Origin of the sequence: Streptomyces spongiicola, from assembly GCF_003122365.1 — a bacterium.
Lineage (GTDB): Bacteria > Actinomycetota > Actinomycetes > Streptomycetales > Streptomycetaceae > Streptomyces > Streptomyces spongiicola.
Window position 1 is genome coordinate 2,101,850 of record NZ_CP029254.1, and the last position, 20,089, is coordinate 2,121,938.

The 20,089-nt window shown below is 72.7% G+C and carries 15 protein-coding genes, 1 tRNA gene and 1 riboswitch; of the genes, 3 read left to right on the forward strand and 13 right to left on the reverse strand.

Translation table 11 applies throughout. The features are described from left to right. Positions 1-213 precede the first annotated feature (213 nt). Positions 214-1,101, reverse strand: a complete 888-nt coding sequence (locus DDQ41_RS09075; RefSeq protein WP_109294029.1) for a Bax inhibitor-1/YccA family protein — start codon at positions 1,099-1,101, stop codon at positions 214-216. Between the two features lie 391 nt (positions 1,102-1,492). Then, positions 1,493-1,574: transfer RNA gene (locus DDQ41_RS09080), tRNA-Leu, on the reverse strand. A gap of 422 nt (positions 1,575-1,996) precedes the next feature. Here DDQ41_RS09080 and DDQ41_RS09085 point away from each other — a divergent pair. Both DDQ41_RS09085 and DDQ41_RS09090 read left to right on the forward strand, forming a co-directional pair. Then, positions 1,997-2,767 (forward strand): ABC transporter ATP-binding protein, encoded by a 771-nt coding sequence (locus DDQ41_RS09085; protein ID WP_109294030.1) that lies wholly within the window; start codon positions 1,997-1,999, stop codon positions 2,765-2,767. Positions 2,768-2,819: 52 nt separating this feature from the next. Continuing rightward, positions 2,820-5,351: an ABC transporter permease gene (locus DDQ41_RS09090; RefSeq protein WP_109294031.1), complete on the forward strand. Its 2,532-nt coding sequence runs from the start codon at positions 2,820-2,822 to the stop codon at positions 5,349-5,351. Between the two features lie 370 nt (positions 5,352-5,721). On the opposite strand, the gene DDQ41_RS09095 is transcribed toward DDQ41_RS09090, so the two are convergent. The 11 genes from DDQ41_RS09095 to DDQ41_RS09145 form a co-directional block, all read right to left on the reverse strand. Then, the gene (locus DDQ41_RS09095) at positions 5,722-7,029 is read right to left on the reverse strand and encodes an SAM-dependent methyltransferase (RefSeq protein WP_109294032.1); all 1,308 of its coding nucleotides are present in this window, start codon (positions 7,027-7,029) and stop codon (positions 5,722-5,724) included. 201 nt (positions 7,030-7,230) lie between these two features. Next, positions 7,231-8,610 carry an NAD(P)/FAD-dependent oxidoreductase gene (locus DDQ41_RS09100; protein WP_109294033.1) on the reverse strand — a complete coding sequence of 460 codons (1,380 nt, stop codon included), beginning with the start codon at positions 8,608-8,610 and terminating at the stop codon, positions 7,231-7,233. Positions 8,611-9,125: 515 nt separating this feature from the next. Then, entirely contained in the window at positions 9,126-10,076 is a 951-nt protein-coding gene (locus DDQ41_RS09105; protein WP_109294034.1) for a Ppx/GppA phosphatase family protein, read from the reverse strand. After that, entirely contained in the window at positions 10,073-10,639 is a 567-nt protein-coding gene (locus DDQ41_RS09110) for a DUF501 domain-containing protein (protein ID WP_109294035.1), read from the reverse strand. Before DDQ41_RS09110 ends, DDQ41_RS09105 begins: the two co-directional genes overlap by 4 nt. Before the next feature lie 95 nt (positions 10,640-10,734). Beyond that, on the reverse strand, positions 10,735-11,199 hold the full coding sequence (locus DDQ41_RS09115) for an FtsB family cell division protein (protein WP_109294036.1): 465 nt from the start codon (positions 11,197-11,199) through the stop codon (positions 10,735-10,737). A 171-nt stretch (positions 11,200-11,370) separates the two neighbouring features. After that, positions 11,371-12,651 carry a phosphopyruvate hydratase gene (eno, locus tag DDQ41_RS09120; RefSeq protein ID WP_109297633.1) on the reverse strand — a complete coding sequence of 427 codons (1,281 nt, stop codon included), beginning with the start codon at positions 12,649-12,651 and terminating at the stop codon, positions 11,371-11,373. Positions 12,652-13,060: 409 nt separating this feature from the next. Next, positions 13,061-13,729: a transglycosylase family protein gene (locus DDQ41_RS09125; protein WP_109294037.1), complete on the reverse strand. Its 669-nt coding sequence runs from the start codon at positions 13,727-13,729 to the stop codon at positions 13,061-13,063. A 3-nt stretch (positions 13,730-13,732) separates the two neighbouring features. Beyond that, positions 13,733-13,902: riboswitch (cyclic di-AMP (ydaO/yuaA leader) on the reverse strand. A 250-nt stretch (positions 13,903-14,152) separates the two neighbouring features. Beyond that, positions 14,153-15,121: a transglycosylase family protein gene (locus DDQ41_RS09130; protein ID WP_109294038.1), complete on the reverse strand. Its 969-nt coding sequence runs from the start codon at positions 15,119-15,121 to the stop codon at positions 14,153-14,155. Between the two features lie 163 nt (positions 15,122-15,284). Further along, positions 15,285-16,571 (reverse strand): cytochrome P450 family protein, encoded by a 1,287-nt coding sequence (locus DDQ41_RS09135; protein ID WP_109294039.1) that lies wholly within the window; start codon positions 16,569-16,571, stop codon positions 15,285-15,287. Between the two features lie 92 nt (positions 16,572-16,663). After that, a complete protein-coding gene (locus DDQ41_RS09140; protein ID WP_109294040.1) occupies positions 16,664-17,671 on the reverse strand; it encodes a nucleoside triphosphate pyrophosphohydrolase in 1,008 nt (335 codons plus the stop codon). A 438-nt stretch (positions 17,672-18,109) separates the two neighbouring features. Then, on the reverse strand, positions 18,110-18,763 hold the full coding sequence (locus DDQ41_RS09145) for a SurA N-terminal domain-containing protein (RefSeq protein WP_109294041.1): 654 nt from the start codon (positions 18,761-18,763) through the stop codon (positions 18,110-18,112). Positions 18,764-19,015: 252 nt separating this feature from the next. Here DDQ41_RS09145 and DDQ41_RS09150 point away from each other — a divergent pair, with 252 nt between their 5' ends. Next, the gene (locus DDQ41_RS09150) at positions 19,016-19,672 is read left to right on the forward strand and encodes a DUF4230 domain-containing protein (protein ID WP_262508402.1); all 657 of its coding nucleotides are present in this window, start codon (positions 19,016-19,018) and stop codon (positions 19,670-19,672) included. Positions 19,673-20,089: the final 417 nt, after the last annotated feature.

A 20,089-nucleotide genomic window follows, 5' to 3' on the forward strand; every position in this document is an offset into this window, starting at 1 on the left:
GCCGGATCGGCCTCGCAGCGGGCCTGCCCGGTTGGTTCGGCAAGGCGGCGAGTCGCCGTGCCGGGCGTCGCGACGGGGCGGGGCGGACGTCGCCTGACGCGGCACCAGCCGGGGCGTGCTGCGGCACCGGCTCGAGGACGACCGATGGGCCCGCCCGGCGGATGCCGGAGCGGGCCCATCGTCGGTTCGCCGGGCGGCCGGGCCGCCCGCGCGTCAGTCGTCGCCCTGCAGGATCGACAGCAGACGCAGCATCTCCAGGTAGATCCACACCAGGGTCAGGGTGAGGCCGAAGGCGGCCAGCCAGGACTCCTCGCGGGGGGCGCCGTAGTTGATGCCGTCCTCGACCTGCTTGAAGTCCAGGGCCAGGAAGCAGGCGCCGAGGATGATGCCGATGACACCGAACAGGATGCCGAGACCGCCGCTGCGGAAGCCCAGGCCGTCGCCGCCGGCGAAGACGGCGAACAGCAGGTTGACCGCCATCAGCAGCAGGAAGCCCATCGCTGCCGCCATCACGAAGCCGTAGAAGCGGCGGGTGACGCGGATCCAGCGCATCTTGTAGGCGAACAGCACGCCGCCGAAGACCGCCATGGTCCCGAGCACGGCCTGGGCGACCACACCGTCCGCGATGTACGTGGACACCGCGCTGGAGATCACTCCGAGGAAGACGCCCTCGAACCCCGCGTAGGCGAGGATCAGCGCGGGCGACGGCTTGCGCTTGAAGGACTGGACGAGCGCGAGCACCATGGCCACCAGCGCGGCGCCGATGGCGATGCCGTACGACCTGCCCATGTTGGCCGGGTCGACGGGCAGAAGCACCCACGACAGGATCGCGGTGAGCACGACGGTGCCGAGCGTCATGGCGGTGCGCGCCACGACGTCGTCCATCGTCATCACACTGGTCGGCGCGGGTGCCTGCGGCGGGGCACCGACCTGGGCGTCCGCCGGCGCGTAGGGGTTGGTGGCGTACGCGTTGCCGGCGCCCTGGGCGTACGGGTTTCCGCCGACTGCGGGGCCCCCGGCCTGCGGCGCGGTGTTGAAGCCCGCGTAGCCGTTGTCGCGGCTGAACCCCCGTCGCGAGAAGACCGGGTTGCTGCTCCTCATCTCACTCCTCCATGGCCGCCCTGCGCGGCCTTCACACAAGAGTAATGCGGGGGCAAAGACCTCGGCCTAGTGCTGAAGGAGGATCTTTCCTCGATCGTGACTGACCTGTGGCCCCGCACCCGCCGTGCACTCTCTCCCGACACTACAGCCGATGAACGGAGTCACTCATTCCCGGGTCGGCGCGGTTCACTCCGGAGGCGGTGCCGGAAGCCGGCCGGGGGTGCGGGCCCGGTGTGCGCGGCTGCGGGCCGGGCAGGGGTACGGCGGGGGTACGGCAGGGGTAATGGGGGGAGCGGGCAGGGGTACGGAGCGGCGGCGGCCGGGGCCTCGCGGGCGCGGGCGAGCGTTCAGGAATTCAACGGGTGCCGCTCGCGCCGCGGACGCATGAACGTGCCCGGAGCCGGACTCGAACCGGCACGGCCCGAAGGCCAGCGAGGTTTAAGCTCGCCGTGTCTGCATTCCACCATCCGGGCTGGTTGCGCGGTCCTGCGTACGCGGCTCTGCGTTCGCACACGAGCCTATCCGCACGGCTCACCCCAACAGCGGAACAACGTGCCTAAGTTGTCTTATTTTATTGATGACTGAGGGGTAGTCAGCCCACGTGGGCCGAGGTTTGCACCTGCCGAGGCGGGCTCCTCGCGCACCCGGCGCCACCCGTGGGAATGACGGAAAGTCGCCGCCCCCGCACACCCGGGGATCCGTCGCGCGGCGCTCCGGTGGGGCGGGCCCGCCCCGGAGCCGCCCCGGGAGCCACCGTCATACCAAAGGAGGACGGGCCGCCGCCCCGTCAGACCGGAGGGGGTCCCGGGAACGGGCACCGGGACCGATGATCCGGCGAGGGCCCCGGCAGCACGATGGAGCGGTCCCAGGAACGCCGCGACAGGAGAGCCGACTCGTGACCACCACACCCACCACCGCCCGTGCCACCTCGGTGGCCGCCCGCGCCGCGGACCTGTCCAAGGTGTACGGGGAGGGCGAGACCCGGGTGGTCGCCCTCGACCGGGTCACCGTGGACTTCCGCCAGGGCGAGTTCACCGCGATCATGGGCCCGTCCGGTTCCGGCAAGTCGACGCTGATGCACTGCGTCGCGGGACTCGACGGCTTCAGCGGCGGCTCGGTACGCATCGGCGGGACCGAGCTGGGCTCGCTCAGTGACAAGCAGCTGACCCGGCTGCGCCGCGACAAGATCGGCTTCATCTTCCAGGCCTTCAACCTGCTGCCGACGCTGACGGCCCTGGAGAACATCACACTGCCGATGGACATCGCCGGACGCAGGCCGGACGAACGGTGGCTGCGGCTCGTCATCGACATGGTGGGGCTCTCCGACCGGCTCGGCCACCGGCCCGCCCAGCTCTCCGGCGGCCAGCAGCAGCGCGTGGCCGTGGCCCGTGCGCTCGCCTCCCGGCCCGAGATCGTCTTCGGCGACGAGCCGACCGGAAACCTCGACTCCCGCTCCGGCGCCGAGGTCCTGGGCTTCCTGCGCAACTCGGTGCGGGAGCTGGGCCAGACCGTCGTGATGGTGACGCACGACCCGGCGGCCGCGGCGTACGCGGACCGCGTCGTCTTCCTGGCGGACGGCCGGATCGTGGACGAGATGACCGCGCCGACCGCCGACGGCGTGCTGGACCGCATGAAGGAGTTCGACGCCAGGGGCCGGACCAGCTGACCCACGCCTCCACCGCAGACTTCCGGACCCCACCCCAGGACTGACCCACACCATGTTCCGTACCGCCCTGCGCAGTGTGCTCGCGCACAGGGCCAGGCTGCTGATGACCGTCCTCGCCGTGATGCTCGGCGTGGCGTTCGTCTCCGGCACCCTGGTCTTCGCCGACACCCTCTCAAACGCCTTCCGCAACCAGTCGGCCGAGAGCTACGACGACGTCGCCGTCGCCGTCACCTCGTACGCCGACGAGAAGGACCCCGGGCAGGAGCCCGGCATCTCCGAGCAGACCCTCGGCAAGGTCGCCGCGCTGGACGGCGTCGCCGCCGCCCACGGCCGCGTCGACGGCTTCGCCGGGGTCGCCGACCCCGACGGCAGGCTGATCGGCGTCGGCTGGTCGAACAAGGGCTCCAACTTCTCCCCCGGCAAGGACGGCGAGGACCCCGCCTACACCTTCACCGACGGCGGCGGCCCCGCGAAGGCCGACCGGATCGCCCTGGACGCGGACAGCGCCGCCAAGGGCGGGTACACGGTGGGCGACCGGGTCCGCGTCGCCACCAACGGGCCGGTGGCGGAGTACACCCTCAGCGGTGTCTTCACCACCGAGGACGGTGCCGTGAACGCCGGTGGCAGCCTGGTCCTCTTCGACACCGAGGTGGCCCAGAAGCTCTACCTGAAGCCGGGCTACTACCGGGACGTCAGCGTCGCCGCCGCCCCCGGTGCCGACGCCGCGAGGATCCTCGACGCGGTGGAGCCGCTGCTGCCGGAGAACGCCGAGGCGCGGACCGGGAAGGACCTCGCCGAGAAGCAGGCCGCGGACATCGAGAAGGGGCTCGGCACCCTCAAGCAGATCCTGCTCGGCTTCGCCGGCATCGCGCTCTTCGTCGGCGTCTTCCTGATCTCCAACACCTTCACCATGCTGGTCGCCCAGCGCACCGGGGAACTCGCCCTGATGCGGGCCGTCGGCGCCTCCCGCCGCCAGATCACCCGCTCGGTGCTCGTCGAGGCCGCCATCGTCGGCGCCGTGGCCTCGGCCGTCGGCTTCGTCCTCGGCATCGGGCTGACGATGGGCCTGCGCTCGGGAATGGCCGCCTTCGGCATGAAGGTGCCGGACGGCCCGCTCGTGATCTCCGCGACGCCGGTGGTCGCCGCCTTCGCCGTCGGTGTGCTCGTCACGATGTTCGCCGCGTGGCTGCCCGGACGCCGGGCCGCGAAGATCCCGCCGGTCGCCGCCATGGGCAGTGTCCACACGGCGCCCGGCGCCAGGTCGCTGGTGCTGCGCAACTCCATCGGGGGCGTCCTGGCCGGCCTCGGCGCGGGCGGCATCGTCTGGGGTGCCGCCGCCGCCGGCGGCACCGGGCGGATGCTGATCGCGGCGGGCGCGTTCCTAACGCTGATCGGCGTGATCGTGCTGATCCCGCAGCTCTCGCGCCCCGTCATCGCCCTCGTACGGCCACTGCTCGCCGGCGTCTTCTCGGTAGCCGGCAAGCTCGCCGGGCGGAACGCCGTCCGAAACCCCCGGCGCACCGGTGCCACGGCCTCCGCACTCGCGATCGGACTGACCCTGGTCACGGGTCTCTCCGTCCTCGGCGTCACCGTCGGCCGGGCCGTCGACAGGATGACGACGGACAACATCAAGGCCGACTACATGGTCACGATGGCCAACGGCGGAGGCCTCGACCGGTCCGCGCTGGACGCGCTGGAGAAGGCCCCGGGCGTCTCGGCCGTCTCCCCGCAGCAGGCCGTGCACTTCGAGGTGAAGGGCGACTTCACGGCCGCTTCGGCGGTCACCCCGGGCGACGTCGAGAAGGTCCTGAACGTCGAGGTCGTCGGCGGCAGCCTGGACACCCTCGCGAAGGGGGGCGCCGCGGTCGCCGAGAAGACGGCCGCGAGCAAGGGCTGGAAGGTCGGCGACCGGCTCCCCGTCACCTTCGACGACAAGAAGAAGGGGAGCCTGGAGATCGGCGCGGTCTTCAGGGACAGCGAGTTCCTGTCACCGGTCCTGGTGAGCACCGAGGTCGCCGACCCGCACGAGCTGAAGCCACACATTCCGGAGATCTTCGTCAAGACGGACGGCGGCCAGAGCGAGGCGAACGAGCAGGCCCTGATCGACGCGCTCGGCGACAACCCCGCCATCGCGGTGATGGACCGGCAGGACATCCGCGACCAGTTCGGCGGCATCATCGGCACCCTGCTGAACATCATGTACGGCCTGCTCGCGATGGCCCTGGTCATCGCCGTGCTCGGGGTCGTCAACACCCTGGCGATGTCCGTCTTCGAGCGGCAGCAGGAGATCGGCATGCTGCGCGCGATCGGCCTGGACCGGCGCCGGGTGAAGCGGATGGTCCGGCTGGAGGCGGTCGTCATCTCCGTGTACGGCGCGGTCGTCGGCATCGGCCTCGGCACCTTCCTCGGCTGGGCGATCGGCGAGACCTTCCGGGACAAGGTCCCGGGCTACGCCCTGGTCCTGCCGTGGGACCGGATCGGCCTCTTCCTGCTGCTCGCGGGGCTGGTGGGAGTGCTCGCCGCGATGTGGCCGGCCCGCAGCGCCGCGCGGCTGGACATGCTCACCGCGATCAAGACCGAGTAGCCGTACGGAGGGCGCATGACGGCTGCCCGGGCCGGGCCCCGCGAAGGGGCCCGGCCCGGGTGCCTGCGGGTCCCGGCGCGAGTGCCTGCGGGTCCCGGCCCGGAAGGCCGCCCCGCCCCGTTCCGGGAAGACGCGGGCCCCGGCCCGAGTGCCTGCGGGTCCCGGCCCGGAAGGCCGCCCCGCCCCGTTCCGGGAAAACGCGGGCCCCGGCCCGAGTGCCTGCGGGTCCCGGCCCGGAAGGCCGCCCCGCCCCGTTCCGGGAAGACGCGGGTCCCGGCCCGGGAGGCAGCCCCTCCCCAGCCAGGCTGGGTGCGGGCCCCGGCCCGGGCAGGTGCGGAGGGACCGGCTCACCGCGCCCTCCTCCGAGGGGTCAGCCCGCCCCGGTCTCGGTCCAGCCGCGTGCCCTGAGCGGCAGCCCCGAGCCGCCGCCGTCCCGGCACCGCACCGCGAGGATCTGGTTGACCCCGATCCGGTTGCGCTCGAAGGACACGGCCGAAGCGGCCATGTAGAGGCGCCAGATCCTGGCACGGCCGGGCGAGGAGTGCCGTACCGCCCGCTCCCGGTCGGACTCCAGGTTCGCCACCCAGGCGCGCAGCGTGAGGGCGTAGTGCTCGCGCAACGACTCGACGTCGCGGGCCTCGAAGCCGGCCTGCTCCAGGATCGACAGGGTCCTGCCGAGCGGCGCCAGCTCCCCGTCGGGGAAGACGTAGGCGTCGATGAAGTCGTCCACGTGGTAGGCGGCTTCGTCCTGCTCGGGTCGGCGCGCGATCTGGTGGTTGAGCAGCCTCCCCCCGGGCCTCAGCAGCCCGTGGAGCACATCGGCGTACTCCCGGTAGCGGACGGACCCGACGTGCTCGGCCATGCCGATGGACGAAATCGCGTCGTACGGGCCGTCCTTGACGTCCCGGTAGTCCTGGACCCGGATCTCGATGCGGTCGGTCAGCCCCTCCTCGGCGATCCGCTTGCGGGCGTACGCGGCCTGCTCCCTCGACAGGGTGACCCCGGTGACCCGGGCGCCGTACTCCCGGGCCGCGTGCAGCGCCATCGAACCCCAGCCGCAGCCGACGTCCAGCAGCCGGTCGCCCTCGCGCAGGGCGAGCTTGCGGCAGACCAGGTCGAGCTTGTCGCGCTGGGCGTCCTCCAGGGAGCCCCCGTCCCGCCAGTAGGCGCAGGAGTACACCATCGAGGGCCCGAGCACCTGCTCGTAGAAGGCGTTGCCGACGTCGTAGTGGTGGCTGATCGCCTGCCGGTCGCGTGTCCTGGTGTGCAGCGGGCCGCGGCGTCCGGCGACCTCCTCCGGGGGCGGCGGCACCGGCAGCCAGCAGCGGGGCCCGGCGAGGGCGGCCAGTTCCCGGACGGCCGAGCGGAACCGCGGATCGCCCAGCGAGCGGAGCCCGGGGCCGGGCTCGGAGCGCTCCCAGAGCATGCCCGCCAGCCGTCCCAGGGCCTCGTACAGATCGCCCTCGACATCGATCTCGCCGGCCACCCAGCCGCGGGCCAGGCCCAGTTCGCCCGGCTTCCACAGCAGCCTGCGCAGGGCTCGCCGGTGCCGGACGACGAGGACCGGGCCGTCGGCGGGACCGGACTCGCTTCCGTCCCAGGCCCGGATGCGGATCGGGGGAGGTTCCCCCAGCAGTTCCTCGGCGAGAGCGGTGAGCCGCGAAGCGGCATCGGCCATGGCGCACACCTCCGTGACGCTGTTTGACGGAAATGCCCAACACCACGTAAACGCCGGCGGCGCGCGGACGCAGTCCCCCCGTGGGCAAATGGACGGCAAAACAGACAACTTCCCCGTTCACGGCATGCCCAAAGTACGCCGAAGGGGCCGTCCGCACCACGGATGGCGGACGGCCCCTTCGGGGGTGCTACGGCGGGGAGGTCAGGAGGCCTTCGCCTTCTCGGGAGTGGGACGGGCCACCGCCGGGGCGGGCCTGGCCGCCTCGTAGAACTCCTCGCGCGGCGACTCGATCGCGCCGAGCGAGACGACCTCGCGCTTGAGGAACATCGCGAGGGTCCAGTCGGCGAAGACGCGGATCTTGCGGTTCCAGGTCGGCATCGCCAGGCCGTGGTAGCTGCGGTGCATGTACCAGGCCAGCCGGCCCTTGAGCTTGATCTTCACCTTGCCCACGACGATCATCGCGACGCCCTTGTGCAGGCCGAGACCGGCGACCGCGCCCTTGTTGGCGTGGCGGTACTCCTTCTGCGGGAAGCCCCGCATACCGGAGATCACGTTGTCGCCGAGGGCCTTGGCCTGGCGCAGCGCGTGCTGGGCGTTCGGCGGGCACCAGGCGTTCTCGGCACCGGCCTCGCGGGCTGCGAGGTCCGGGACCTGGGCGTTGTCGCCCGCGGCCCAGACGTAGTCGGTGCCCTGCACCTGGAGCGTCGGCCGGGTGTCGACATGGCCGCGCGGGCCGAGCGGCAGGCCGAAGCGGGCCAGGGCCGGGTTCGGCTTGACGCCGGCGGTCCAGACGACGGTGTCGGAGTCGACCTCCAGACCGTTCTTCAGCACCACACGGCCGTCCACGCAGGAGTCCATGGAGGTGTTGAGGTAGATCTCGATGCCGCGGGACTCGAGGTGCTCCCTGCCGTACGTGCCGAGCTTGGGCCCGACCTCGGGAAGGATCCTGTCGGCGGCGTCGACCAGGACGAAGCGCATGTCCTCGCGCTTGATGGTCTTGTAGTACCCGACCGCGTCCCGGGCCAGGTCCTCGACCTCGCCTATCGTCTCGGCACCGGCGAAGCCACCGCCGACGAAGACGAAGGTCAGTGCCTTGCGGCGGACCTCCTCGTCGGTGGTGGAGTCGGCCTTGTCCAGCTGCTCCAGGACGTGGTTGCGCAGGCCGATGGCCTCCTCGATGCCCTTCATCCCGATGCCCTGCTCGGCGAGGCCGGGGATCGGGAAGGTGCGGGACACCGCGCCGAGCGCGATCACCAGGTAGTCGAAGGGGAGCTCGTAGGACTCGCCGACGAGCGGCGCGACCGTGGCCACCTTGCGGTCCTGGTCGATGGTGGTGACCCGGCCGGTGAGTACCTCGGCCTTGGGCAGCACGCGCCGCAGCGGGACGACGACGTGCCGCGGCGAGATGCTGCCGGCGGCTGCTTCGGGGAGGAAGGGCTGGTACGTCATGTACGACCGCGGGTCGACGACCGTGACGGTCGCCTCCCCGTACCGCATCTTCTTCAGAATGCGACGAGCTGCGTACAGGCCTACGTACCCACCGCCTACTACGAGGATCCTGGGACGCTCCGTGGTGCTCATGCCATCGAGTATCCACCCCACTCCGAGGGGGTGCTCGTGAGCCCCTTCACAAGCATGGGGGGACCCTCTGCTACACTCCGCCGCCCACGTGATCCAGGTCATGACACCCCGCGGGAACACCGGCCCGGCGGCAGACGTTGCCCAGGCCCGCTGAGCTGGCCCCACGCTCCCCCGGGAAGGCGACCCGGGGCCCGTTTCACCGTGTACGCCACACGGCGGTCACCTGCCGGAGCACGGTCGAACGGGCGGAGTCGGTCACGAAAACAGGCCCGGCGGGCCCTCCGGTGGCACTTTCGACGGCCACCCGGACCCTTTTCCTTGTGAAGAACTTCACGAAGTTTCCTGCGGACGGCGCGCCGACGGCCGGAAGACACCCCCTGCTCCGGGTCGGCAGCCACCCTGTCGCGCATCAGATCAGCGCCGGTGCACCGCTCGCCCTCGCGGGCCGGGGCGGGCGACCGGCGACAACCCCACCGCCCGCCGCGACGCCCCACCCACCCGGCAGCGGCACCGCCTCAGCGCGCCCCGGCGGCGCAGCTGTGAGCGATGCCGTCGAGGATGTCGTGCTCCGAGACGACGACCTCCGGCGCCCCGGCACGGTCCATGACCGCGAGCAGCACCAGGGCACCCGCGGTGATCACGTCCACCCGCCCGGGGTGCATCACCGGGATCGCGGCCCGCTCGTCGCGGGTGGAGCGGACCAGCCGCCCGGTGATCTCCGCGACCCGGTCGCGGGAGACCCGGGAGTGGTGGATGGCCCCGGAGTCGTAAGCGTCGAGGCCCAGCGCGATCCCCGCGACGGTGGTCACCGAGCCGGCCAGGCCGACGAGCGTGCCCGCCTCGCGGATCGGCACGGTCTCCCCGGCCAGGTCGAGCGCCGCCTCGATGTCCGCCCGGACCGCGGCGATCTCCTCCGGCGCCGGAGGATCGCCGCGTATGTGACGCTCGGTCAGCCGGACGCAGCCGATGTCGACCGAGCGGGCCGCCTCGACCCGGTCCCGGCCGATGACGAACTCGGTCGAACCGCCGCCGATGTCCACGACCAGCCGCTCCTCGTCGCCCGCCAGTCCCCCGGTGGCACCGGTGAAGGAGAGTTCGGCCTCCTGGTCGCCGCTGATCACCTCGGGCTCGACCCCGAGGATGCCGGCCACACCGCTCACGAACTCGCCGCGGTTCTCCGCGTCCCGGGAGGCGGAGGTCGCCACGAAGCGGATCCTCCCCCCGCCCCCGGCGGAGGGCACCTCGATGCCGTGCTCCTCGATGACCCGGGCGTACTCCCGGCAGGCCGCGAAGGTGCGTTCCAGCGCCTCGGGGGCCAACCGCCCGGTGCGGTCCACGCCCTGCCCGAGCCGGACGATGGTCATCCGCCGGTCCAGTTCCACGAGTCCACCCGTCGAGGGGTCCACGTCGGCGACGAGCAGGCGGATCGAGTTGGTGCCGCAGTCGACGGCGGCGACGCGGGTCATGCGGCGCCCCGCGTTCCCGGGTGCGCTCCGCCGTCCGCGCGGTCGCCGGCCCCCGCCGCCACGCACGGGCCCTTGGCCCACCACTCCGGAAGCAGCGCGATGGCCTCGTCGCCCAGCGGGTTCACCCCGGGGCCGGCCGCGAGCGAGTGGGCGACCAGGACGTGCAGGCACTTCACCCGGTCCGGCATGCCGCCGGCGCTCGGGAAGCCCTTCAGCTCCTCGACCTCGTCCCGGCGCCGGAGGTAGTCCTCGTGCGCCGCCCGGTACGCCTCCGCCAGGTCGGGGTCGCTCTGCAGGCGCTCGGTCATCTCCCTCATCACGCCGTCAGCCTCCAGCGTGCCGATGGCCGAGGCCGCACGCGGGCAGGTCAGGTAGTACAGCGTCGGGAAGGGGGTGCCGTCCTCCAGCCGCGGTGCCGTCTCGACCACGTCGGGCCGCCCGCACGGGCAGCGGTGGGCGATGGCCCGCAGACCGCGCGGCGGGCGGCCGAGCTGCTCCTTGAACGCGGCGATGTCCTCCGCGGTGGGCGGGGTGGGCGCGGTGCTCGGCGGGGGCGTGTCCATGCGATGTGTACGTCTCTTCGTCGGTTCGGTGAATGGGCTGGGGACTGTCCCCGGCGCCGCGCGTCGGTCCGGTCGACGCGCGGTCGCAGTCCTGGCTAACCTCGCGCGTCGGCCCGGTCGACGCCGTCCCAGACGTTCGAGTACCAGGGCCGGCCGCGGCCCTGCTCCTCGACGCGGGGCGTCCGGTCCGCCCGCGGGTCGGCCATGATGTAACCGGTCTCGCCGGGCAGCACCATATGCAGATGCTCACGGGCCAGCCGCATGACGTACGCGTCGTCCTGGAGGCGGGCCTTCTCGTCCCGGAGCCGCTCGACGCGCTCGCGGGCCGCGGCGGCGAGCCGCCGCTGCTCGGCGATCTCGTTCCGCTGCGACACGTACGCCCGCATCGGATAGGCGAGTGCGACGATCATCGAGCAGACGACGAGCGCGAGGAAGGCGGCCCGGCCGGTGAGCCGGGAGCGCCGGGCCTGGCGGCGGGTCTGCGAACGGTAGACGCGGGCGGCGGTCTGCTCACCGAGCAGCCGCAGCCTGGTCGCGGTCGAGAACCGGTCCCGGGCCATCTGTGCGCCTCCCCTTCACGTGCGTACGTCCCCGCACACGGTACGGGACCGTGTGCGGGGACGTACGCAACCGGCCTTGCGCCGGGCCCGGGCGGAGCCGTCCGGGCCCGTGCCGGACGAAGCCCGTGAAGCGCGCGTGCCGGCTCAGCCCTCGAAGGGCATGCGCCGGGCTCAGCCCTTGAAGCGGGGGAACGCGCTGCGGCCGGCGTACACCGCGGCGTCGTCGAGGATCTCCTCGATGCGCAGCAGCTGGTTGTACTTGGCGACGCGCTCGGAACGGGCCGGGGCGCCCGTCTTGATCTGACCGCAGTTGGTGGCGACGGCCAGGTCGGCGATGGTGACGTCCTCGGTCTCGCCGGAGCGGTGGGACATCATGCACTTGAAACCGCTGCGCTGGGCCAGCTCGACGGCGTCCAGGGTCTCGGTCAGCGAGCCGATCTGGTTGACCTTGACCAGGAGGGCGTTGGCGGCGCTCTCGTCGATACCGCGGGCGAGACGCTCGGGGTTGGTCACGAACAGGTCGTCACCGACCAGCTGGACCCTGGCGCCGAGCCTCTCGGTGATCGTCTTCCAGCCGTCCCAGTCGTCCTCGAACAGCGGGTCCTCGATGGAGACCAGCGGGTAGGCGGAGACGAGTTCCTCGTAGTACTCGGTCATCTCGGCGGCCGAGCGGGTCTTGCCCTCGAACTCGTAGGCGCCGTCCTTGTGGAACTCCGAGGCGGCGACGTCGAGGGCGAGCGCGATGTCCTTGCCCGGCGTGTAGCCGGCCTTCCTGACCGCCTCGAGGATGAGGTCGAGGGCCTCCCGGTTGGAGCCGAGGTTCGGGGCGAAGCCGCCCTCGTCGCCGAGGCCGGTGGAGAGCCCCTTCTCCTTCAGGACCTTCTTCAGGGTGTGGTACACCTCGGTGCCCCAGCGCAGGGCCTCGGAGAAGGACTCCGCCCCGATGGGAGCGATCATGAACTCCTGGATGTCCACGTTGGAGTCGGCGTGCGAGCCGCCGTTGAGGATGTTCATCATCGGAACGGGCAGCAGGTGCGCGTTCGGGCCGCCGAGGTAGCGGAACAGCGGCAGGTCGGACGCCTCGGAGGCGGCGTGCGCGACGGCGAGGGAGACCCCGAGGATCGCGTTGGCGCCGAGGGAGGACTTGTCCGGCGTGGCGTCGAGGTCGAACATCGCCTGGTCGATCAGGCGCTGCTCGGTGGCGTCGTACCCGACCAGTTCGGGGCCGATCTGCTCGATGACGGCCAGGACGGCCTTCTCGACGCCCTTGCCCAGGTAGCGGTTCGGGTCGCCGTCGCGGAGCTCGAGGGCCTCGAAGGCGCCGGTGGACGCGCCGGACGGAACGGCAGCACGGCCGGTGCTGCCGTCGTCGAGGCCGACCTCGACCTCGACCGTGGGGTTGCCTCGGGAGTCCAGGATTTCCCGGGCTACGACGACGTCGATGGACGGCACGAGCATCTCCTTCTGGGATGTGACGCGTGAGGTGACACAGGCGGAGCCGTGTCGGTGCAGGGTCCCTTTGGCCTTGCGGCAAGAGCCTAACCGCCTGGCGGGCATCGGTCGGCAGATGCCCGCCCCGTGGGACGAAAAAGCGGACCGAACCGACAAAGGCCCCGGCTTGCGGCCTTCCCGGCGGCCGGCGCGAGCGCGGGGCACGGACGGGGAGGCCGCGCCGGGCCGGGGGCGGGGCCAGGCACGGGGACGAGGACCGAGACCGGGCCAGGGCCGCGCGCGGTCCGGTGGCCCGGCGGGACCACCGGAGCGCGGTCGGCCCCGGAGGCGCCGCCGGAGGGAGCCGCCCGGTCTCGCGCGCCGCCGGGCACCGGCCGGACGGCGCGGGACCGGTGCCCGGGGCCGGGCGTCAGCTCAGGTGGAGCTTCTGGCCGGGGTAGATGACGTTCGCGTCGTCCAGGATGTCCTTGTTCAGCTCGAACAGCTTCTGCCAGCCGCCCTTGACCCCGCGGTCCTCGGCGATCCTGCTGAGGGTGTCGCCGGCCTTCACCGTGTACTCGCCGTCGCCCTTCTGCACCGGGGCGGCCGGACGCTCGGAGCGCGTGGTCGGGGCCTCGGCCCGCCTGGGGGCGGGTTCGGCCTTCGGCTGGGCGGCCTTGGGGGCGGCCGGGGCGGCCGCGGCGGCGCCGTCGTACGCGGCGTTCGACAGGCCGGTGCCGCAGTGCGGCCAGGCACCCTTGCCCTGGCCGGCCAGGACCTTCTCGGCGATCTGGATCTGCTGCGCCTTGGTCGCCTTGTCGGCGGTGGAGGCGAACGCGGTCCCCCCGTAGGCGGCCCAGGTCGAGGCCGAGAACTGCAGCCCGCCGTAGTAGCCGTTGCCAGTGTTGATCGACCAGTTGCCGCCGGACTCGCACCGGGCGACGGCGTCCCACTCGGAGGCGGTTGCGGCGGACGCCGTGCCCGAGGCCATCAGCGGTGCGGCGATGGCGGCGCCGGCGACACCGGCGAGCGTGACGACACGGGTGGACCGCTGGAAGACCGTCGGGCGACGGCGCTTGCCCTTGCCGGAAAGCAGCATCGGAGTTCTCCTCACCGACGCCTGCGAGGTGAGCTGTCGGGTTCGGGCCGATGTGGTGCCCGGCCGTGCGACGAGCGCACGGCTCCACCCCTAGCCGGGCAGCCCTCCTCGGGCCGGTCCGGCACTTACCTTGGGTCCCCCGCTCCTGCCTTCGGCGCTGGCGCGACGACTGTTCCCGGCGGCCGCCGGCAGGATTCGGCGTGCGGTCGACGGGGCCCGCGTTGCGAGCGGTTCAGACGGTAGGCACACGCCTCCCCGATGTTCAAAGACGCACATCGGGGAGGAATCGCCCATATCTGATGCGACAACATGTCCGTTTTCGCAGGTGAGAACCCTGGCGATCGAAGTTGACCGCTTCGCGGCACCAGTTGACCGGAAGAGACTCATATCTCACTCGCACAGACCCGGACATAAGCGCCCGAACTACTGCGTCAACTCGCTCTCCTCCGGGCCGAGATCGAGGCTCTGGCCAGGCAGGATGAGGTTCGCGTCGGCGCCGACGACATCCCGGTTCACCTCATAGAGGGCGGGCCAGCCGCCGGGCACCTTGTTGGCGTCGGCGATCGACGAGAGGCTGTCGCCGGTGCGGACGACATAACCGTCTCCGGCGACAGCGCCGTCCCGCGCGGACTCGTCCCCCCTGGAAGCGTGGCGTCCGGAATCGCGCTCGTCGCCGGAATCGCCCGCCTGTGCCCCTTCTGCGGCCCCTTCGGCGGCCCCCTCGGCGGCCCCCTCCGCGGCGGGGACGCCCCGGTGCTTGCCCGTGCCCCCGTCGGCGGCGCCACCGGACGCCTGCGGACCCTCGCCCTGGCCGGCGGGCTCCGAGGACCCCGCCGAGGGCTCGGCGGACGGCGCGGGCTCCGAAGGCCCGGACGGCTCGGCGGACGGCGCGGAACCGGCGGCCGACGGAGACCCGGCGTCCGGCTCGGACACGGCGGCCGCCCCGTCACCGAACGAGGGGGCCTTCACCAGGCCGCCCAGCGGGTCGGTGGACGGGGTGCCGGCCGGCTGGGAGCCGCCCGTGGTCAGCCCCGTGATCACGCCGCAGCTCTGCCAGGCGGAGGCGCCCTGGGCGGCGAGCACCATCTCGGCGACGGAGATCTGCTCCGAGGGGCTGGCGAGGTCGGCGCGCGGCGCGTAGGCGGTGCCGCCGTAAGCCTCCCAGGTCTCCTGGGACATCTGGAGCCCGCCGTAGTAGCCGTTGCCCAGGTTGGCGCCCCAGTCGCCGCCGCTCTCGCAGTCGGCGACCCGGTTCCAGGTGGCGGTGTCGGCCGCTGACGCGGTGCCCGCACCGAGCAGCGGGATGGCGATGGCCGATCCGGTCACCCCTGCCGCGACGATGAGGGCGGGGGCCTGACGAGGTCGGCGGTGGCGGCCGTTCCCGGACAGCATGCGGTGTGCCTTCCGTGTGACTACAGAGAACGTCCGGGACGATCGCGGCGGTTGAAACCTCGACGGCCCGGAGTCGGGGTGAACGTAGCCGCAGTCCCGCCTCTGTCACAAGCCGATGCAGCGGAGATCACGTGAAAGTCACAAAATTGACGTAGCGTCAGATTCAGCGGGGGGTGAATTCAACGGGCAGAGTGCGCAATCCGCGCATGATGAGCCCCCCACGCCACCGCAATTCGGATGGATCGACCGCAAGCCGCAAGTCCGGCAAACGGCCGAGGAGCGCCGCCAGCGCGGTCTGCCCCTCCAGCCGTGCGAGCGGCGCGCCAAGGCAGTAGTGGATGCCGTGCCCGTACCCGAGGTGCGGGTTGTCCCGGCGGGCGAGATCGAGGGTGTCGGGCTCCGCGAACCGCTCCGGGTCCCGGTCCGCGGCGGCGAGCACGACGAGGACGGGGTCGCCGGTGGAGATGTCCCGCCCGCCGAGGGTGAGCGGCTCGGTCGCGAAGCGCCAGGTGGCCAGCTCCACCGGCCCGTCGTAGCGCAGCAGCTCCTCGACCCCGGTGGCCAGCAGGCCGGTCTCGCCCGCGGCCAGCGAGTCCTGGAGCCGCCGCCGCTGCCCCGGATCGCGCAGCAGCGCGTACGTACCGTTCCCGATCAGGTTCACCGTGGTCTCGAACCCGGCGAAGAGGAGGATGAAGGCCATGGCCGCGGCCTCGTTCCCGGTCAGGTGCTCCCCGTGGTCGGAGGCCCTGATGAGACCCGAGATCAGATCGTCACCGGGCGCCTCCCGCTTGCGGTGGATCAGCTCGGCCAGATAGCCGCGCATCCTCTTCACCGACCGGGCGACACCGCCCCGCGGACCGCCGCCGTGACGGATCATCATCCCGGCCCAGTCCCGGAAGTCGTCCTGGTCCTCACGGGGGACCCCGAGCATGTCGCAGATGGCGTAGATGGGGAGCGGAAAGGCGAACTCGTGGATGAGGTCCGCGTGGCCCCGCCGGGCGAAACCGTCGATCAGCCCGTCCGTCAGCTCCTGCACCCGCGGGGCGAACCCGGCCACCCGGCGCGGGGTGAACGCCTTGGACACCAGCCGCCGCAGCCGGGTGTGGTCCGGCGGGTCGATGTTCAGCAGATGCGTCATCAGCTCCGCCTTGCGCTCCCCCGGGATCCCCGTCTTCCCCTTCGCGTGCGCGGGCTCGTCGTGGTGCGCCGGGTTCTTGCTGAGCCGCTGGTCCGCGAGCGCCTGCCGGGCGTCCGCGTACCGGGTCACCAGCCACGCCTCGACCCCGCTGGGCAGCCGGGTCCGATGCACCGGCGCGTGCTCCCTGAGCCAGGCGTAGGCGGGGTACGGGTCGGTGGCGAACTCCCAGGTGAAGAGTTCGGGGGCGCCGGGGATGCCGGGGATGCCTCGGGCGCCGGGAGCGGCGGGGACGCGGGACGGCTGGTCGTGCATGCCTCGACGTTAACCCGAGGGCGTTCGGTCACCCGTTCGGCCGACCTCTCGCCGTTCCCCGTGGGTACGCCGACCGTACCCACGAGACTCCGTCAACCGTTCCGGTCCCGGGCCGCGGCCTCCACGGCGCGGATCGCGTCACGGTAGGCGCGGGCGGCGGCGCGGAGGGCTGCCTCCGGGTCCTGGCCCTCGGCCTCCGCACGTACGGCCATGGCGAGCAGCCGGTACCCGACGGCGCCGGCACCGTCCTCCGTGGGCGGTTCCACGTCCAGCCCGGCGGTCCGCACCCGGCCCGCCAGTTTCGCGGCGAGAGCGAGTCCCGGCTGGCCGAGCGGAACACCGTCGGTCACCGACTCACGCCGCTTCTCGACCGCCTTGGTGCGCAGCCAGTGCTCCTTGACGTCCTCCGGTGTCTCGGCACGGGCGTCACCGAAGACGTGCGGGTGGCGGTGGATGAGCTTGTCGACGATGGCCCCGGCGACGTCGTCGATCGAGAACGGCTCGTCCCCCTCCGCACCGGTCGCCTCCTGGGCGATGCGCGCGTGGAACACGACCTGGAGGAGCACGTCGCCGAGTTCCTCCCGCAGTTCGTCCCGGTCCCCGTCCTCGATGGCCTCGACGAGTTCGTACGCCTCCTCGATGCCGTACTTGGCGAGGCCCTTGTGGGTCTGCCGCGAGGACCACGGGCACTCGCGGCGGATCCGGTCCATGACCTGGACGAGATCGAGAAGCCGGGCGCCCGGGAGATCGTAGGAGCCGGGCAGAAGTTCCAGCGCGGGCATGGACACCCGGCCCGAGCCGGCGATGCGGGCCAGGCCGTCGGTGAGTGCCCGGTCGCCCTCACCCGTCGCGAGGACCACCGCGGTCCGGCCTCCCGCGCAACCGTCCAGGAGTTCCCGCGCGGTGGGCGCGGCGATCTCCACGTCCACGCCCGCCTCCCTCAGGTACGGCAGTTGCGGGTGCTCCGCGTCGGCGCACAGCACGCGGTCGGCGGCACGCAGGGTCTGCCACGCCGGCCAGGACAGCAGTCCGGGCGCGACACGGTGGCTGGCGGTGAGCAGGACGACACGACCCGGCTCGGCGGGCGCTTCAGCGTTCACCCCTCGACCCTACGTCGGGCGCACGGGCCGCCGGGGCCGGGCCCGGTGGTCCGGCTTGGACGGCCTCGGGAGCCGTCCTGCGGGGTCGCGTCCGCCGGGACGCCTCACCGGCCGCCCCGGACAACCCACCCGGACAACCCACCGGACGCCCACCGGGACGCACCACCGGGACGCACCACCGGACGCACCACGGTCGGCGGGACCGGACGCCCGCCGGCCGCGCCACCGTCCGGCGGGACCCCGCGCCTCGGGGACGGCTTCCCGCTCGACAGGGCCGCAGCCCACCGGGACGCACACCGGCCTCGCGGGCGGGCCGCCGTCCCCGCTCCCACCGGAACTCCGAACCGGCCCGGCGGGACGGGGCGGAGTGGTGCAGGGCGGGACGGGACGGGACGGGGCAGGGCGGGACGGGGCGGCGCCGCGTCCCGGGCGGCTGTGCTACGCCCCGGCCTGGATTCCCTCCCGCGGCCCGGTGACCTGGGTGATCCACGGAGCCTTGTAGTCGCCGAGCTGGATCTTGGTGTCATCCCAGGTGCCGTACCGCGGGTTGACGTCGATGGCGAGTTGCCTGGAAGCGGCCGTCAGCGCGGCACCGACCTTCTGCTGGCCCTCCGGGGTGCCGAGGTCGGCACCCAGCGCCCGGGCCAGCCCGGTCAGCAGGACCTCCTCACGCACCGCCCGGTCGATCTGGTCCGGGGCGACCCCGCGCTGCTGAAGCAGCATCGCGGCGAGCTGCTCCTCTCCGCCGGACTGCCCGGCCGCGGCCGCCCGGGCGTCCTGGACCTGCTTGCGTGAGGCGGTGACGCCGTTGTCCGAGGCCGCCTGCTCCAGGATGCGACCGAAGATCATCCCGTGCAGCTTGGCCCGGCTGAGCTGCCCGGTGTTCCTGATCAGCTGAGCGCCCTCGGGCGACGCCTCCTGGGCCGCCCGCACGTCCCTCACCTCGGCCTGGAGCGCCGACACCTCGATGCGGTCGGCCCCGACGACGGCCGCGGCGCCCGGGCGCGCCTCGTTACCGCAGGCGGCGAGCAGGGGGACCGCCGAGACGAGCGCGGCGGAGAGGGCGAGCGCGGTGCGACGGCGGCGGTGCAAAGGGGCCTCCCGGCGTGCGGTGGTGATCGTGACGCGCAGCGTTCGTGACGCGGAGCGTTTGTGACTCGGTGCACAAAGACCTTGCGGTGATCGATGGTAGGCAGTCGGCGTGGTGCAGGCCACCACTTCGCCGTCACCGGTTCGGTCAACGACTCGGGAGCGCCCGGGGTGCGGGGCCGCGCACCGGTTCCGTGCCGGCACGCCTGAACGGCGACGGCCGGGGCATCCGTAGGACGAGAGGGAGGCCGGGCTATGGGTGCGGTGAGGTCTGTGTCGTGGTGGGTGAAGGTGCCGGTCGGCGTCCTGCTGGTGGCCGTGCTGCTGCTGGCGGGGGCACAGCTTCGAGGACTGCCGGGGCTGCCCGGGCTCGGCGAACTGTTCGGCGAGCAGACGCGGGACCGCTCGGGGCCGGCGGTCCTGGAGTCCGTCCAGGACCTGAGCCGCTACCAGGCGGCCACGGGGAACTTCCAGGTCGTGGTGGACCTGGAGAAGGACACCAGATACGTGCCGGACGCGCTGCGGGGCACCCGGGTCCTGTACGTCGGGGCGGGCAGCGTCGACGCGTATGTCGACATGGGAGCGCTCGGGGAGAAGGACGTCACCGTGGACGAGGAGCGCACCTCCGCGACGATCCGGCTCCCGCATGCGGTCCTGGACCGACCGGCGCTGGACCCGGACCGCTCCTACGCCGTCTCGAAGCAGCGCGGACTGCTCGACCGGCTCGGCGACCTCTTCTCCGACAACCCCAACAGCGAGCAGGCGGCCCAGCAGCTCGCGGTGCGGCATATCGCCACCGCCGCGGAGGAGAGCCGCCTGACGGCGCAGGCGGAGCGGAACACGAAACGGATGCTGGAGGGGCTCCTGCGCTCGCTCGGGTTCAGCAGGGTGACGGTGGTCTACGGGGCGTGAGGTCCGGACGGCGGGGGCGCGGGCGACCGGGCACGCGAGCGCTCGGACGACCGGTCGAGTCCGTGCTGCCCCGCACCGGCATCACCGACCGGCACGCGAGCGCGCTGGCGACCGATCTGGGTGCCCGTTGTCCCTGCCGGCCTGCGCGACCGGCACGCGAGCTCGCGGGCGACCGGGCGACCGGGCGCGCGGGCCTCTGCGGCGCGGCCGAGCGAGGCGGTGAGCCGACTCGGCGCGCGCAGGCGCACATCAATCGTGGTGTCCTGGCCGTCCTCATCCTCGATCCTTCGAGCCGGCTAAGCGCGCGCGCAGGCGCGCAGGCGCGCGGGCCTCCGTCCGCCGGGCCCTGAGGATCGCCAGGACCGTGAGGACGGTCGGGGCCGTCAGGGCCGTCAGGGCCGCAGTGGAAGGCAGGGC

Excerpts from the sequence above, each read along its gene's own strand:
- DDQ41_RS09095 (WP_109294032.1), bottom strand. The coding sequence starts at position 7,029 with ATGGCCGATGCCGCTTCGCGGCTCACCGCTCTCGCCGAGGAACTGCTG.
- DDQ41_RS09150 (WP_262508402.1), top strand. The coding sequence starts at position 19,016 with ATGGGTGCGGTGAGGTCTGTGTCGTGGTGGGTGAAGGTGCCGGTCGGC.
- DDQ41_RS09090 (WP_109294031.1), top strand. The coding sequence starts at position 2,820 with ATGTTCCGTACCGCCCTGCGCAGTGTGCTCGCGCACAGGGCCAGGCTG.
- DDQ41_RS09135 (WP_109294039.1), bottom strand. The coding sequence starts at position 16,571 with ATGCACGACCAGCCGTCCCGCGTCCCCGCCGCTCCCGGCGCCCGAGGC.
- DDQ41_RS09130 (WP_109294038.1), bottom strand. The coding sequence starts at position 15,121 with ATGCTGTCCGGGAACGGCCGCCACCGCCGACCTCGTCAGGCCCCCGCC.
- DDQ41_RS09125 (WP_109294037.1), bottom strand. The coding sequence starts at position 13,729 with ATGCTGCTTTCCGGCAAGGGCAAGCGCCGTCGCCCGACGGTCTTCCAG.
- DDQ41_RS09110 (WP_109294035.1), bottom strand. The coding sequence starts at position 10,639 with ATGGACACGCCCCCGCCGAGCACCGCGCCCACCCCGCCCACCGCGGAG.
- DDQ41_RS09100 (WP_109294033.1), bottom strand. The coding sequence starts at position 8,610 with ATGAGCACCACGGAGCGTCCCAGGATCCTCGTAGTAGGCGGTGGGTAC.
- DDQ41_RS09115 (WP_109294036.1), bottom strand. The coding sequence starts at position 11,199 with ATGGCCCGGGACCGGTTCTCGACCGCGACCAGGCTGCGGCTGCTCGGT.
- DDQ41_RS09105 (WP_109294034.1), bottom strand. The coding sequence starts at position 10,076 with ATGACCCGCGTCGCCGCCGTCGACTGCGGCACCAACTCGATCCGCCTG.
- DDQ41_RS09075 (WP_109294029.1), bottom strand. The coding sequence starts at position 1,101 with ATGAGGAGCAGCAACCCGGTCTTCTCGCGACGGGGGTTCAGCCGCGAC.